The organism is Sporosarcina sp. P7, assembly GCF_002743425.1.
GTDB lineage: Bacteria > Bacillota > Bacilli > Bacillales_A > Planococcaceae > Sporosarcina.
This window is the reverse complement of record NZ_PDZF01000004.1, coordinates 80990-95876: the sequence shown is the minus strand read 5'-3', so window position 1 is coordinate 95876 and position 14887 is coordinate 80990. Positions and strand designations below refer to the sequence as shown.

At 42.5% G+C, this 14887-nt stretch carries 13 protein-coding genes; 8 read left to right on the top strand and 5 right to left on the bottom strand.

The window, feature by feature from the left end; all coding sequences use genetic code 11:
* Positions 1 to 64: 64 nt before the first annotated feature.
* Positions 65 to 715, top strand: coding sequence for a CAP domain-containing protein (locus CSV60_RS05860; RefSeq protein WP_099636294.1), 651 nt, complete (start codon positions 65 to 67; stop codon positions 713 to 715).
* A gap of 352 nt (positions 716 to 1067) precedes the next feature.
* Here the strand turns inward: CSV60_RS05860 and CSV60_RS05855 are convergent, their stop codons facing one another.
* Entirely contained in the window at positions 1068 to 2426 is a 1359-nt protein-coding gene (locus CSV60_RS05855; RefSeq protein WP_099636293.1) for an MATE family efflux transporter, read from the bottom strand.
* Positions 2427 to 2512: 86 nt separating this feature from the next.
* On the opposite strand from CSV60_RS05855, the gene CSV60_RS05850 reads away from it, so the two are divergent.
* The 4 genes from CSV60_RS05850 (at position 2513) to CSV60_RS05835 (ending at position 8166) form a co-directional block, all read left to right on the top strand.
* Positions 2513 to 3586, top strand: a complete 1074-nt coding sequence (locus CSV60_RS05850; protein ID WP_099632339.1) for an undecaprenyldiphospho-muramoylpentapeptide beta-N-acetylglucosaminyltransferase — start codon at positions 2513 to 2515, stop codon at positions 3584 to 3586.
* A gap of 186 nt (positions 3587 to 3772) precedes the next feature.
* Positions 3773 to 6583: a 2-oxoglutarate dehydrogenase E1 component gene (locus tag CSV60_RS05845; RefSeq protein ID WP_099636292.1), complete on the top strand. Its 2811-nt coding sequence runs from the start codon at positions 3773 to 3775 to the stop codon at positions 6581 to 6583.
* Positions 6584 to 6681: 98 nt separating this feature from the next.
* A complete protein-coding gene (gene odhB, locus CSV60_RS05840; protein WP_099636291.1) occupies positions 6682 to 7905 on the top strand; it encodes a 2-oxoglutarate dehydrogenase complex dihydrolipoyllysine-residue succinyltransferase in 1224 nt (407 codons plus the stop codon).
* 63 nt (positions 7906 to 7968) lie between these two features.
* The gene (locus tag CSV60_RS05835) at positions 7969 to 8166 is read left to right on the top strand and encodes a DUF6501 family protein (RefSeq protein ID WP_099632336.1); all 198 of its coding nucleotides are present in this window, start codon (positions 7969 to 7971) and stop codon (positions 8164 to 8166) included.
* A 461-nt stretch (positions 8167 to 8627) separates the two neighbouring features.
* Here CSV60_RS05835 and CSV60_RS05830 read toward each other — a convergent pair whose 3' ends face one another.
* Both CSV60_RS05830 and CSV60_RS05825 read right to left on the bottom strand, forming a co-directional pair.
* Positions 8628 to 9881, bottom strand: a complete 1254-nt coding sequence (locus CSV60_RS05830; RefSeq protein ID WP_369802763.1) for a toxic anion resistance protein — start codon at positions 9879 to 9881, stop codon at positions 8628 to 8630.
* On the bottom strand, positions 9808 to 10467 hold the full coding sequence (locus CSV60_RS05825; RefSeq protein ID WP_099632334.1) for a 5-bromo-4-chloroindolyl phosphate hydrolysis family protein: 660 nt from the start codon (positions 10465 to 10467) through the stop codon (positions 9808 to 9810). Before CSV60_RS05825 ends, CSV60_RS05830 begins: the two co-directional genes overlap by 74 nt.
* Positions 10468 to 10701: 234 nt before the next feature.
* Between CSV60_RS05825 and CSV60_RS05820 the strand changes: the two genes are divergently transcribed.
* A complete protein-coding gene (locus CSV60_RS05820; RefSeq protein WP_099632333.1) occupies positions 10702 to 10995 on the top strand; it encodes a DUF1033 family protein in 294 nt (97 codons plus the stop codon).
* 209 nt (positions 10996 to 11204) lie between these two features.
* Positions 11205 to 11405 (top strand): cold-shock protein, encoded by a 201-nt coding sequence (locus tag CSV60_RS05815; protein ID WP_085130730.1) that lies wholly within the window; start codon positions 11205 to 11207, stop codon positions 11403 to 11405.
* A 47-nt stretch (positions 11406 to 11452) separates the two neighbouring features.
* Here the strand turns inward: CSV60_RS05815 and CSV60_RS05810 are convergent, their stop codons facing one another.
* Positions 11453 to 12142, bottom strand: a complete 690-nt coding sequence (locus CSV60_RS05810; RefSeq protein WP_099636289.1) for a hypothetical protein — start codon at positions 12140 to 12142, stop codon at positions 11453 to 11455.
* Positions 12143 to 12765: 623 nt separating this feature from the next.
* Here CSV60_RS05810 and CSV60_RS05800 point away from each other — a divergent pair.
* The gene (locus CSV60_RS05800; protein ID WP_099636287.1) at positions 12766 to 13131 is read left to right on the top strand and encodes a helix-turn-helix domain-containing protein; all 366 of its coding nucleotides are present in this window, start codon (positions 12766 to 12768) and stop codon (positions 13129 to 13131) included.
* 114 nt (positions 13132 to 13245) lie between these two features.
* On the opposite strand, the gene CSV60_RS05795 is transcribed toward CSV60_RS05800, so the two are convergent.
* Positions 13246 to 14844: an ABC-F family ATP-binding cassette domain-containing protein gene (locus tag CSV60_RS05795; RefSeq protein WP_099636286.1), complete on the bottom strand. Its 1599-nt coding sequence runs from the start codon at positions 14842 to 14844 to the stop codon at positions 13246 to 13248.
* Positions 14845 to 14887: the final 43 nt, after the last annotated feature.

The following is a 14887-nucleotide window of genomic DNA, read 5'->3' as shown; positions in this document are numbered from 1 at the left end:
AATGACCAGAATCTCTCCTATTCTTTTACGTTATGCTAGGTCACGTAGAAAAGGAGGGACCAAGATGAAAAAACCTTTATCACTCATCTTATTAAGCTCAGCTATTTTATTGCCTACTCATGCAGCAGAGGCAAGCACGACAAATCAGGTGCAAACACAGACGTATAATTGTGCCGTCGCAAATCAGCAGGTGTACCCGTATTACTGGAGTAACTATCAGAAGCCACAACAACCGAGCAAACCGGTAGCACAACCAACACTACAACAACCAACTCAACCAAACGAACCAGTGAAAAAGCCACAAACAGACAAGCCGACACAGCAACAAACAGCGAATGTGTCCGCTACAGAGCAAGCCGTACTCGATTTGACGAATGCGGAACGTACGAAGGCAGGACTCAAGCCGTTGCAGATCGATGCAGCCTTGCAGAAATCCGCAAAGCAGAAATCAGCGGATATGGCAACAAACAACTATTTCTCTCATACGAGTCCGACATACGGTTCACCGTTTGATCAAATGAAGCAAAACGGCGTTACATACCGTTCGGCAGCCGAGAATATCGCAATGGGTCAGCGTAGCGCACAAGATGTCGTAACAGCTTGGATGAATTCAGCTGGGCACCGTCAGAATATCTTGACGCCCGAGTTCACGCATATCGGTATTGGGTATGATGCGAATGGCCATTATTGGACGCAGCAGTTTATACAGAAATAAAAATTTGAAGGTCAATGGAGTTATGTCCATTGATCTTTTTTTAATGAAGAGAGTTTGAGACTTTGTTTTTTTCGTAGTGTGAGTTCGAGAGATAGATCAAGATTACTAGAGAAGCTTTGGGAATAGAGCGGTTACGGAGTAGTATAGAGCGCTTGACGTAAAGTATGAGCGCTTTTGGATCCTGTTAGAGCGGTTGGCGGTGACGATAGATCGGATACGCATGAACCATGAGCGCCTGGACGAATGTATGAGCGAAACTCGCACGGTTCTCACTCGTTCTCCGTAATGACAATGTATACTACAACGAAAAAGACCAATGGAATAAAAACTCCATCGGTCTCTTATTATTTAGTCATGATTCAACTTCACGATACTTATTCTGTATATAACGTAATCTAAACGAAAGAATCACTGCACCCACTGCCAAACCGACAATGAGGCCAACCCAGTAGCCATACGCGCCGAGCTCGCTATAGCGTGTAAGTGCGAATCCAGTAGGCAACCCAATGAGCCAGAACGACACGACGCCGACTAGGAACGTCATCGTTACGTCTTTATAACCACGCAATGCACCTTGGATCGGCGCTTGCACAGCATCCGATAACTGGAATAGTGCAGCGTAGAGGAAGAAATGCACGGCCAGTGTAATAATTGCTGTGTCCGTCGTATACATAGAAGCAATCGACTCACGAAACATCAGTAAAATGAATATGGATAAGAAACTAAATGCAACCGCGAACGCTATGCCGAGATATGTATATTCCCGTGCATCTTTAGCTTTTTTCGCACCAATCGACTGCCCGACTAATATCGTTGTACCCATTGAGACGCTCAACGGCACCATATACAGGAGAGACGTGAAATTAAGCGCAATCTGGTGAGCCGAGATGACTTGTGCGGTATAGCTGCTCATCAATAATGTCACAACGGAGAAGATACTTGTCTCGACAAAAATGGATAGACCGATCGGCACACCGATAAGTAAAATTTCTTTCCATTTGCGCAAAGAGATTCTTTGCCAACTACTAAACAGCGTATATTCCTTAAAGTGGCGAGATGACCAGGCGATGAGCACCGCGATGAGGAATACGAGCCAGTACGTAAAGCCGGATGCATATCCTGCACCTGCACCACCCAGTTCGGGAAAACCGAAATTACCGAAAATCAATAGATAGTTCAATACAATATTGATCGGTGCGGATAACAGAATGATGAACATGGAGACACGGGTTGCGCCAAGTGCGTCAAAGAATGAGCGTAATACGGTATAGGCCATGAGTGGAACTAATCCGATGCTCATACCGGTCAAGTAGGCGGATGCTACTTCAATAACCGGCAAATCTAGCGGCATTCTAGTAATGGCGGGTAACACGACCCAATGGATTAATATGAAAATGATTGCCGAAAGAGCGAGAGATACGTATAATGCTTGCTGGACAGTAGGACGGACATCCTTTTTATTCTTCGCACCGATTTGCTGTGCGATAATAGGGGTAAGGCCCATCAGAATTCCAGAAAGGCCGGTATAGACCGGTATCCAGAAGGAACTGCCGATGGTCACGCCCGCTAAGTGAAACGTATCATAGCGTCCCGTCATGAGGATATCGAAGAACGACATCAAATAAAGTGCGACTTGCGTGATGACAATGGGAATCATAATCTTAATGAAAATAGATGTTTTTTGTTGCAAAGGTTTTGTTGCAGTAGTCATAGTTTTGATTTCCTCTACTAATTTTTTTCACTTTGACTATTGTAGCATGAAATATAGTAGACAACGCATAAGGAAGGATGGAATGAATGAAGCAACCGGTAGTCGTATTAACAGGTGGCGGTACAGCAGGACACGTATCCGTCAATCAGGCGTTAATTCCCGTTTTTTTGGGTAAAGGGTATAGTGTGCATTATATTGGCTCGCACGAAGGAATCGAAAAGGAACTGATCGCGGATGGCCACCCTGAAGTGGTATATCATGCGATTCAAAGTGGAAAGTTACGGCGCTATTTCTCGCTGAAGAATTTTACGGATCCATTCCGTGTGGGTGCCGGGACACTACAGGCGCTCTCTATACTTCGCAAAGTGAAACCGGAAATTATTTTCTCTAAAGGTGGGTTCGTTTCAGTGCCCGTCGTAATGGCAGCTAAGCTTGCGAACGTGCCGGTCGTCGTACATGAGTCGGACGTCACGCCAGGTCTTGCGAATAAGTTGGCATTGCCGTTTGCTTCGCAAATATTTACGGTCTTCGAACAGACCTTGCAGTACGTGCCTGCAGCGAAATCGATGTGTACGGGTCCGATCATTCGTCCCGAGCTATTTATGGGCAGTCGGCAAGAAGGCTTGCGCAAGACGGGACTGAATTCCGAAAAACCGGTATTCATTATTATGGGAGGCAGTCAAGGCTCCGCCGTGTTGAATGAAGCGGTGCGCAAGGAATTACCCGCGTTACTTGAGAAATATCAGATCATTCATTTATGTGGTAAAGGGAATGTGGTGGAAGGACTTTCAGTGGCGGGGTACGTGCAGTATGAATATGTGACCGATGCATTGCCTGATCTGCTTGCAGCTGCTGATTATGCAGTCTCGCGTGCGGGTTCAAATGCAATATTCGAATTATTGGCGATCCATAAACCGATGTTGCTTGTTCCGCTTGCAGCGTCAAAAAGCCGTGGCGATCAAATATTGAATGCGGAGTATTTCGCTTCTAAAGGGCTGGCATTGCAAATAGAAGAAGAACAATTCGAAGTGCAGTCCGTTATAGACCAATTTGATGAACTTGTGAAGGAAAAAGCTCGATTGTTGTCGAATATTGAAAAGTCGACAGAACCGAAGACACCTGAAAAGATGGCGGAATTGATTTTGTCGTTCCAAAAATGAGAATGTACGCGGAGTACTTGACTGACGTCGTTTTCTGCAATTTTCAATGGATTTCCAAGTACTTTGCAGAAAACTACGCATATTAGGATTAATCCCTTTCAGTTCTAATGTTTGCGTGCTATTATTGTATAGAAGTAGTGAAAATAAACACAACAAGCCAATAGGCAAATGTGGAGGTTATATTACATGTCGAACAATGTGGATTCCCATCGTTCCCCGTATTCTAATTTTTCGGGTCCAAACCTTGGGTATGTAATGGAAATGTACGATCTGTTTAAAACAGATCAAGACGCAGTAGATCCTGATTTAGCAGAGCTATTCAGGAATTTTGGTGCGCCTCAGATGGATGAGTCAGGTCAAGAGGCAGTCGTAGCGCAAGGTTCTCAAACGGATTTGCGTAAAGTTCTTGCCGTTTATTCTTTACTTGAAGCTATTCGTTCTTATGGGCATCTTGCAGCAGACATTTATCCATTAAACGATCGACCTAAAGATACATCCCGTCTTGAACTGTCATATCATGGATTGACAGAAAGCGATCTGGTCGGATTACCAGCAACTTTGTTCTTGAAAAATGTTCCAGCGACAGTTGAAAATGGATTAGATGCAATGAATTACTTGAAGTCCCTTTATACGGGCTCCATTGCATATGAATTTTCTCATTTGATCGATGAAACAGAGCGTAACTGGATTCAATCAAAAATTGAAAACGGTGACGTACAGTCAAAAATGCAAGGAGACGAGAAAAAACAACTTCTTAAGCGTTTGACGGAAATTGAAGGTTTCGAAAAATTCATTCACCGTACATTTGTTGGAGCAAAACGTTTCTCTATCGAAGGGGTGGATACATTAGTTGTCTTAATCGATGAATTAATGCGTCTTTCCGAAGAAGCGAAAATGGAAAAAGTGCTAATCGGCATGGCTCACCGTGGACGTCTGAATGTATTAACGCACAACTTAAATAAACCATACGAAATGATGTTTGCAGAATTCGCTGGCGTACCGGCTTCACCGTTCTTGCCAAAAGACGGATCTCTTGAAGTAACTCGCGGTTGGTTCGGCGACGTGAAATACCATATGGGCGCACTTCATAAAGGGAAATCTGGGATGAATCGCTTCCTTGCGTACAACCCGTCTCACTTAGAAGTGGTAAACCCAGTGATTACTGGTCAGACTCGTGCTGCACAGGAAAACACGGATAACCCAGGTATTCCACAACAAGATACAAATAAAGCGTACGCGATTTTAGTACACGGCGATGCTGCTTTCCCAGGACAAGGTATCGTTCCGGAATCATTCAACTACTCTCGCGTTCGCGGTTTCAGAACAGGCGGATCGGTTCACGTCATCGCCAATAACACGATTGGCTTCACGACGGAATATTATGATTCCCGTTCTACACACTATGCATCTGATCCAGCAAAAGGCTTTGAAGTGCCTGTATTCCACGTGAATGCAGATCACCCAGAAGAAGTACTAGCTGTTGCACAATTGGCATTCGAATATCGCCAGGCGTTCGGTAAAGACGTTCTAATCGACTTGATTGGTTACCGTCGTTATGGGCACAATGAAATGGATGAGCCACTAGTGACGAATCCAGTGATGTACCACGAAATCCATAAACACCCAACAGTTCGTGAAATTTACGGACAGCGTCTAGTAGAGCAAAATCTCTTGACAGACGAAGAAGTGAAGGAAATGGATAAGTCGGTAATTGCCACTATGCAAGAAGCGTACGATCACGTAAAAGAACAATCAGCAGACGCACCTGAAGTTTCTAATGAAACTCCAGAAGTAGTACTAGCCGGACTTCCACGAGACCTCGAAACAGGGGTAGCGGAAGAACGCCTTCGCCAAATGAACGATGAGCTATTGACGTATCCAGCAGAATTTACGGTCTTCAACAAATTGGATAAAATCTTGAAGCGTCGCCTAGAGCCATTTAAAGGTAAAGGGAAAATTGACTGGGCACATGCTGAGCAATTGGCATTCGGTTCAATCATTCAAGACGGTAAGCCAATCCGTATGTCTGGACAAGATATCCAACGCGGTACATTTGCACAGCGTCACTTAGTCTTACATGATGAAAAAACAGGTGAAGAACTTGTTCCATTGCATCATATTAGCGGATCTAATGCATCATTCGTGGCGTATAACAGCCCATTATCTGAAGCAGGAATCGTAGGATATGAATTCGGTTATAACTTGGAAGAAGACAAAACGATGTCGATCTGGGAAGCGCAATACGGAGACTTCTCCAACATGGCACAAGTCATGTTCGACCAGTTCGTCTCTTCAAGTTATTCGAAGTGGGGCCAGCAATCCGGCCTCGTGCTATTGTTGCCACACGCATTTGAAGGACAAGGTCCAGAACACTCCAGTTCACGTATTGAGCGTTACCTACAGCTATGTGGGGAAAACAACTGGACGGTTGCGAATATCTCCAGTGCAGCAAACTACTTCCACGTACTACGTCGTCAATCGAAGATTCTCGGCAGCGAAGCAGAACGTCCGTTAGTGATTGCTACACCTAAGTCATTACTTCGTCACCCACTCGTTGGAGCAGATGTTGAAGACTTGACGGAAGGTCACTTCAAGACTGTTCTTGAACAACCTGGCACAGGAACAAAACCTGAAAAAGTGAAAAAGATCTTGTTTGCAAGCGGGAAGATGGCAATTGACCTAGCTGAGAAGATCAAAGACGGCAAAGGATTTGACTACTTGCACGTTGTACGTATAGAGCAGCTATATCCATTCCCATCCGACAAAATTAAAGAAATCGTTGCACGATACCCGAAAGCAAAAGATTTAGTATGGGTACAAGAAGAACCGAAGAACATGGGGACTTGGTCGTTCGCTTATCCATACCTAGATAAATTAGCTGACGGTAAGGACATTTCTTATGTAGGACGTATTAAGCGTTCAAGTCCTTCTGAAGGTGACGGTGCTTCTCATAAAAAAGAACAAAATCGTATCATTGAAGAAGCCTTGAAAAAGTGATATAACGAGTACGTAAGCTTTACCATTACATGTAAAACTACTTATACAAAGTAGCTTACCCGTTAGAAAAACGGTATACCTACGAGGAGGAATTTATTGTGGCAGAGATCAGAGTACCTGAACTAGCAGAATCAATTACAGAAGGTACAATTGCAAAATGGTTAAAACAACCCGGTGAAAACGTAGATAAAGGTGAATTCATCGTTGAATTGGAAACAGATAAAGTGAACGTCGAAGTCATTTCGGAAGAAGCAGGCGTGTTATCCGAACTATTGGCTGCAGAAGGCGACACAGTTGAAGTTGGCCAAGTAATCGCGATTGTAGGTGAAGGTTCAGGTGCGCCGGCACAACAAGCTCCACAAGCAACTGAAGTAGCACCAGCACAAAAAGAAGAAACACCAGCTCCAGCAGCGGCTGCAACGGAAGAAACTTCTTCTTCAGACCGCACTATTGCAAGCCCAGCAGCACGCAAGCTTGCTCGTGAAAAAGGTATTAATCTTGCAGACGTATCACCAGTTGATCCAATGGGTCGCGTCCGCGCGCAAGATGTATCTGCTCACAACAACGCTCCAGCACCTAAAGCTCCTGCGGCACCAGCTGCTAAAGCAGAAGCAAAGGATGACGGCCGTATTACGCGTCAGAAAATGACTCGTCGTCGTCAAACAATCGCTAAGCGTTTGCTTGAAGTAAGACAATCCACAGCAATGTTGACGACTTTCAATGAAATCGATATGTCGAAAATGATGGAACTTCGTTCACGCAAAAAAGATCAGTTCTTCGAGCAAAACGATGTACGTCTAGGCTTCATGTCATTCTTCACGAAAGCTGTCGTAGCAGCATTGAAGAAATATCCATATGTTAACTCTGAAATCGATGGCGATGAAATTCTGTTGAAGAACTACTTCGATATCGGTATCGCAGTATCTACTGACGGTGGACTAGTTGTACCAAACGTAGTCGATGCAGACCGTAAGAGCTTTGCTGAAATCGAAGCATCTATCGGAGAACTTGCGAAAAAAGCCCGCGACAATAAGTTGACAATGGCTGATATGACAGGCGGTTCATTCACCATTACAAACGGTGGAGTATTTGGTTCACTATTGTCTACTCCAATCCTTAACGGTACACAAGTAGGAATCTTGGGTATGCATACAATTCAGAAGCGTCCAGTAGCTATTGGGGACAATATTGAAATTCGCCCAATGATGTATGTTGCACTTTCTTACGATCACCGTGTAATTGATGGTAAAGATTCAGTAGGATTCTTGAAGATGGTTAAAGAGTTGCTTGAAAACCCTGAAGACCTTCTACTAGGTTCTTAATTAACACACACCAAGTGACCCGCTAATCAGCGGGTCGCTTTTATTTAGGGAAGGAGAGATTTTATGTCATATTTACAATGGTTGGATGAACCTACGTTGAAGACGGTGACGTGTACCCATACCGATGCTGCGAAGTATTTGGTTAGTAATATGCTGACAGTGGGGAAGACCTATGAAGTGAAGAATGAAACGGAAGAGTTTATCTTTGTCGTAGACAATTCAGGCAAGGTCGGCGGATATTATAAGACGTATTTTGAGTGAATAGATAGTGAAGGGGAGACGGTTCTTAATTGAATCGTCTCTTCTTTTTATTGGAGAGTGAAGAGATGGGAAAGGCGATGGCATCGTTGATCGACGTTCCAGGCGGACGCGTTCGGGAGGGCCCGCATTGAGCCAACTAGTCACTGCGTTCCTTTAGTTGTCTCACCTGTCGGGCATGATCCTCCTCGAGTCGCCTTGCACTTACGATCAACTTTTTGTTGTGTTCTGATGTTCAATTCGTGAGGAGTTAGTGGGGGCAATCGCGGTGCCGCTCATTGATCTGTTCAAGTGCTCTTAGAACATTGTTATGTGCTCTATGACATCTCTGATCCGCTCTATTCGGGTTCCCAATCGCTCATAGCCACTGCACAAGCGATCATAGAGACCCCACAACCGCTCACAGCCCAACATCACGCGTATCATTTCGAACTTGCATTTACACCAACAAAAAACCGTCTCCCTTATGAGGGACGGTTTTGTGACTCTTCATATACGGCGAGTAAACGGGTCTTGAGTTCTTGTTCCATTCTCGCGATCTCGGTCTCAGCAGCTTTGCGTTTTGCGCGTCCATCTGCTTGGATTAGCAATGTTTCTTCAATCGTTTGAATCAAGTTCTCCTGTGTCGTTTTCAACGTATCGATTTCTATAATACCTTTTTCATTCTCTCTGGCTGTTTCGATACTATTCACTTTCAACATCTCGGAATTACGAAGCAACAAATCGTTCGTTGTCTTTGTGACGAGCTTTTGTGACTCCACGGCTTTTTGCTGACGGTTTAGCGTTAGGGCAATCGCAATCTGGTTCTTCCACAGCGGGATGGCTGTCATGATGGATGCCTGGATTTTCTCAGCCAACGTTTGGTTCGTTTGTTGGATCATACGGATCTGTGGCGCACTCTGAATGGTAATTTGACGGGATAGTTGCAAGTCGTATAAACGTTTTTCTAAACGGTCCACAAATTGTGCCATGTCGTTAACTTCTTGAACCATCATTTGATCATCTGCTTGCTGTGCTTTTTTATGCAGTTCTGGAATGATTGTACTATTGATTTCATCAATCTTTAATTCTGCAGCGGCAATATAGACATTCAATGCTTGAAAGTAGGTTTTATTTTGTTCGTACAAATTGTCCAACATGCGAACGTCTTCCATTAAACCACGTTTGGAATGCTCCAGTTGAACGCTTATTTTATCGACTTGTGTGCCGAGTTTTTCGTATTTCGTCATGATTTCTTTGATCGGGCGAGTAGCCTTGTTAAATAAACGGCTTAGACCAGATTTCTTTTTATCTGATAGATCATCTGTATCGATTTCAGATAACTTGGCCATTAATTCATTCAATACATCACCGACAGGTCCGATATCTTTGCCTTGAACGTGATCGAGCATTTTGTGAGAGAAGTTGGATAGTTCATTTTGTGCATTGGCACCGTAGGAAATGACGGCCTCGTAATTACCGACAGGAATCTGTGAAGCCAATTGACGTGCTTTATCTTGTTCTTCGGGTGTTAATCGGTCAATCAATTTAGCGGGTGCCGCTGTGTCGGACAGCGAATTCTCCATTTCTTTTGGAAGCAGGCTAGCATCCATATCGAATGGATTACCAAGCAAGTCGTCCACTGATTTTTCTTGTAGTACGTTTTTATCTGTCATTAGAATGTTCCCCTTTCGATTGAAGCAACGGTTTGTCTCTTTTGAGTGTAATATCGACGTAATCAATTTCCATTCGAAGCTGTTCTAAATCAGTTGATACGGCGTTACGTAGATCTCGTTCCATTTCGAGACTCAAATCAGATAATGTTTCGCGGGTATGTTGTAATGCGACTTTGATATCTTGGTCTTTTAATGGTTGATTAACGAGTAGGCTGTATTTCGATGTTAATTCTACAACGGAATCAAGATGGGCGTAGAAAAAACTTTCAACTTGGTAAAATTTTCTCGGGTTGGACTGGACAATCTTAATGATGCGTCGGGCCATTGAAGACATATCGTATACTTGTCTGAATGCTTGGATTGAACGGACTTGTCCGTACATATTTCCGAGCTGTTTTAGCTTTCGTTTAGATTCATTCAGTTGCTGTTCAATATGTTTATATTCAGAGCGTGCCATCCCGAATTTTTTTAATGTAGAGCGTAACTGCAGTTCTTTAATGGCTACGTTGCCTCCAGCATACATTGCGATCCCGATTGCGGAGCCTATGAAAAAGTTCATGCTTGTACCGCCAATTAGGATTACCCATGTTAGGAAACTAGTCGGAGCCATTAGTGCATGTCGTGTGAAGAAGTTTTTTAAATTATTCATGATGTTTTAGGCCGCCTTCCATTCTGACTCTATATAATACTTACGGATTAACGACGAAAAGGTTTCATTTATCGTGCAGACAGTAAGGTTACTGGAGCCTACCTCAATTATAGCCGAAAATGGTCGAAAACTCATATATTACGCAACAAGAATCAATTTACTTTGATTAGCGAGTTGAATTTGCTAGAATGAATATCATTCCTGCATTGCGCAAGGTAAAGGAGTGCTTACTGAATGTATGAAGTGGTATACATGAAGGCGGACTTTGAGCCGTGGTGGATGTTTGAAGAGTGGAGGGACTACTGTGTCTCATCCAAAACATTTACGAATAAAATTGATACAGAATCATATGTTAAAGAACTGCTCGGGAAGATGGAACCGTGTTTTGAACATTATGAAATACGCAAAGGTTGCTTCCATGCATTTTGGTCCACATCTGAAAAATACTATTGCAATGGCTGTGAAGGAGATTTGCAGTTGTATCACGGAATCATTGTGTTGTTAGACGGGGAACCAAACATATCGTGAGAACATTCAGTAAATGCGATTTTTATTAATTGACAAAGAAGCCCAATATGTTATACTAAACGTAAGTAAATTAATTGAACGACCGTATGCTAAGTGATTCACGTATTACAAAAGGGATCGGCGACGTCGGCAACTTTTGTAATACGTGAATTTTTTTGTATGCTAAGGTTCGTGTATTAAAGTATTTATATTTTTTTGGAGGTAATCGAATGAAACAAGGTACAGTGAAATGGTTTAACTCAGAAAAGGGCTTCGGTTTTATCGAAGTTGACGGAGAAGAAGACATCTTTGTACACTTCTCAGCAATCCAAGGCGACGGATTCAAATCTCTTGACGAAGGTCAACAGGTTGAATTTGAAGTTGTCGAAGGAAACCGTGGTCTACAAGCAGCTAACGTTGTTAAAATCTAAACCACTAGAAAAGGCGCCCATTGCGGCGCCTTTTCGTTTGCAGTAAATTACGGTTGTGTCACCGTTTCAAGACTCGATGTCACAACAAATTCCTCTTCACCTTCCATTGACATCATCGATTCACGCTTAACTTCTCCAAAATCCTTCACGAGATAGATCCTGTTCACAAAGTCTTTTCCTACTTGCTCGATCACGACCGCATCTTCAAATTGCTGATAGGGGGTTTCCACTGAAGCGTCCATCTCGACAATCTTCCAGTCATCAAATGTCGTACCTACTTCAATTGGACCTTTCAAATAGGTTCGGATCGGCTTCATGGACTCTAGCTCTTCCGTCGTTGGAACTGCAGCGTCTAATTCAATGTGTTCTTCCTGCAATACTTGAATTTCATCTCCATTAAGTTTATACACTTTTTGAACGAATGATCCACCGTTGTTTTCATGAATTACGACATAGTCTTGCGCAGGTCTTGCAACGGTGATGTCTAGCTCAGCAAATTCATTGCCGACACCTTTATAATGTGCGCTCGAACCATCCGGAAGAAAGTAATCAAGTAACGCTACATCAGTCAGATTCGCATCTTTGTTGTCCTGTTGTTCTGACGTATCACCGTTCGTTCCTTCTTGATTTGTCTTAGGAGAGTCAGTCTTACCGTCAATGGACGTAGCAGGCTTGTTTGAGCATCCGACGAGCACGAGAAGCAATGCAATCGTTAAAAACCATAGATTGCGTTTCATAATGAAAAACCTCCTTTTACTAGGTGTTATTCCCTTACTGGTGGAAGCTATTCATGTGGAATAAAAAAAGTAGGGGAAACGATACGTAACTCACTCCGAAGCGTGTAGCTGAATACTCAAACATCTTGTCCATTTCATCCACTATCTAACCAGTAATTTCTTTAGTAGGGCATTCTATTTTTCGTCTAATGTCTTTCAGAATTGGAAAAACAAAACTCACAATATACGTTTTTTTACGAATAACCAAACAAACCCATCTATAAACATATTGAACAGTTCTAGTAAAACCCGGTTCCAAATAATCCTTCTTGTTATAATAAACCTCGCACTCCATTTTATGGCACACCAAAAATAGCACACGTACAGTATAAATCAATATTTAATCAATAATTTTTTTAGTAGGGAAATCTAGTTTTCTTCTAATTCTTTTTAAGATCAAAATAACCAAAACTTGAAATATACGATTTAATTACGAATAACCAAACAAATCCATCTATAAACATATTGAATAGTTCTAGTAAAACCTGGTTCCAAATAATCCTTCTTGTTACAATAATCCTCGCATCTCATTTTTTGGTATACTATAGATAGCACACGTACAGTAACTAAGGAGGGAAAGAGCAATGAAGAGTACATTTGTCATTCGTCAGAGAGCCTTTTTAAAGCTCTACATGCTCAACAAGGCGGAAGAAGGGAACTTGTATGGCTTACAAATATTAGACGACCTTATAGATCATTTTAGAGATCTTGGTTATCGACCGACTAAGTCTGAAGTATACAAGTCACTACATGATCTACTTAACGATGGTCTCATCGTCAGACATCCGGTCCATAAGCAGGGGACGGAAATGCAGACACTTTATATCTATCGCATAGGTGACTTGGAGAAAGTAAAAGCCTACAAAGATACGATAAAGTTCGAGATTGACCGATCGATTTCATTACTTAATAGAGCACTACAAGACAATTATTCGCAAAAACGAAAGTAAAAAAGGCGTTGACCGTTGTTTTTACGATTCACTATTGTACATTACATAGAAGTCAAACGCAAAAAACTCCCCTAGAAGCAATACTTCCAGGGGAGTTTTTATGCCAACTACAGATTAAGCTTTTTGACCTTTCCATTCCAAATACTCATCATATGTCATCATTTTATCAAAGATTGTTCCATCATCGTTGATTTCGATTACACGATTCGCAATTGTTTGGATGAACTGATGGTCATGAGATGTGAAGATCATCGCGCCCTTAAACGCAATCAAACCATTGTTCAGTGCTTGGATAGATTCCAAGTCCAAGTGGTTGGTTGGCTCATCAAGAAGAAGAACGTTTGCGCTTGTCAGCATCATTTTTGATAACATACAGCGAACTTTTTCTCCACCTGATAAGACGTTTGGCTTTTTCTTCACTTCTTCTCCAGAGAACAACATACGTCCTAGGAATCCGCGCAAGAATGTTTCTGTTTCATCTTCAGGCGAGTATTGACGGAGCCAATCAACTAATGTCGGCTCGGATCCTTCAAAGTATTTCGAGTTATCCATAGGGAAGTAGGCACGAGTTGTCGTCACACCCCATTTGATAGCTCCTGTATCGGGCTCTGTTTCCTCAGCTAGCATATCGAGCAAAGCAGATTTTGCAAGTGGGTTACCGATCAACACCACTTTATCTTCTTTATTGAGTGTAAAGGTCGCATCTTTAATAAACGTTTTACCATCCACCGTTTTTGTGACATCTTTAATCGTTAAGACGTCGTTACCGATTTCACGGCCAATAGTAAAGTTCACGAAAGGATAACGGCGTGAAGATGGTTTGATATCATCTAGTTCGATTTTTTCCAATGTCTTTTTACGGGATGTGGCTTGTTTGGATTTCGATGCGTTGGCACTGAAACGTGCGATAAACGCTTGCAATTCTTTTACTTTCTCTTCTTTTTTCTTGTTTGATTCTTGAGATAGTTTCAACGCCAATTGACTTGACTCATACCAGAAATCATAGTTACCTGCGTAGATCTGAATTTTACTAAAGTCAAGATCCGCAATGTGTGTACATACTTTATTCAAAAAATGACGGTCGTGGGAAACGACGACGACAGTGTTCTCAAAGTTGATCAAGAATTCTTCAAGCCATTGAATAGCTTTCAGATCCAAGTTGTTTGTCGGCTCATCTAGCAGTAATACATCAGGTTTGCCGAATAATGCTTGTGCAAGTAATACTTTTACTTTGCTTGATCCGTCAAGCTCCGCCATCGTAACGTGATGCAAACTTTCCGGAACACCAAGACCTTGAAGGAGTACAGAAGCTTCAGATTCCGCTTCCCATCCGTTCATCTCGGCGAATTCGCCTTCCAGTTCAGCTGCACGCATGCCGTCTTCGTCGGAGAAGTCTTCCTTCATATAAATCGCGTCTTTTTCTTTCATGACTTCATATAGCTCTTTATGCCCCATGATGACGAGATCCATCACGACGAACTCTTCATACTCGAAGTGGTTCTGCTTTAGGACAGCCAAACGTTCATCTTTTCCAAGAATCACATTACCTGTTTGAGGTTCAAGTTCACCTGATAGTATTTTAAGAAACGTTGATTTACCAGCGCCATTCGCTCCAATTAATCCATAGCAATTGCCTGGATTGAACTGTATATTGACGTCTTCGAATAGCTTGCGGTCGCCAAAGCGAAGACTTACATTACTAACTGCTAACATAAATAATATCCTCCTAATTTCACAATGTTCCTAGTATACATTA

Excerpts from the sequence above, each read along its gene's own strand:
- CSV60_RS05860 (WP_099636294.1), top strand. The coding sequence starts at position 65 with ATGAAAAAACCTTTATCACTCATCTTATTAAGCTCAGCTATTTTATTG.
- CSV60_RS05855 (WP_099636293.1), bottom strand. The coding sequence starts at position 2,426 with ATGACTACTGCAACAAAACCTTTGCAACAAAAAACATCTATTTTCATT.
- CSV60_RS05850 (WP_099632339.1), top strand. The coding sequence starts at position 2,513 with ATGAAGCAACCGGTAGTCGTATTAACAGGTGGCGGTACAGCAGGACAC.
- CSV60_RS05845 (WP_099636292.1), top strand. The coding sequence starts at position 3,773 with ATGTCGAACAATGTGGATTCCCATCGTTCCCCGTATTCTAATTTTTCG.
- CSV60_RS05835 (WP_099632336.1), top strand. The coding sequence starts at position 7,969 with ATGTCATATTTACAATGGTTGGATGAACCTACGTTGAAGACGGTGACG.
- CSV60_RS05825 (WP_099632334.1), bottom strand. The coding sequence starts at position 10,467 with ATGAATAATTTAAAAAACTTCTTCACACGACATGCACTAATGGCTCCG.
- CSV60_RS05820 (WP_099632333.1), top strand. The coding sequence starts at position 10,702 with ATGTATGAAGTGGTATACATGAAGGCGGACTTTGAGCCGTGGTGGATG.
- CSV60_RS05815 (WP_085130730.1), top strand. The coding sequence starts at position 11,205 with ATGAAACAAGGTACAGTGAAATGGTTTAACTCAGAAAAGGGCTTCGGT.
- CSV60_RS05810 (WP_099636289.1), bottom strand. The coding sequence starts at position 12,142 with ATGAAACGCAATCTATGGTTTTTAACGATTGCATTGCTTCTCGTGCTC.
- CSV60_RS05800 (WP_099636287.1), top strand. The coding sequence starts at position 12,766 with ATGAAGAGTACATTTGTCATTCGTCAGAGAGCCTTTTTAAAGCTCTAC.
- CSV60_RS05795 (WP_099636286.1), bottom strand. The coding sequence starts at position 14,844 with ATGTTAGCAGTTAGTAATGTAAGTCTTCGCTTTGGCGACCGCAAGCTA.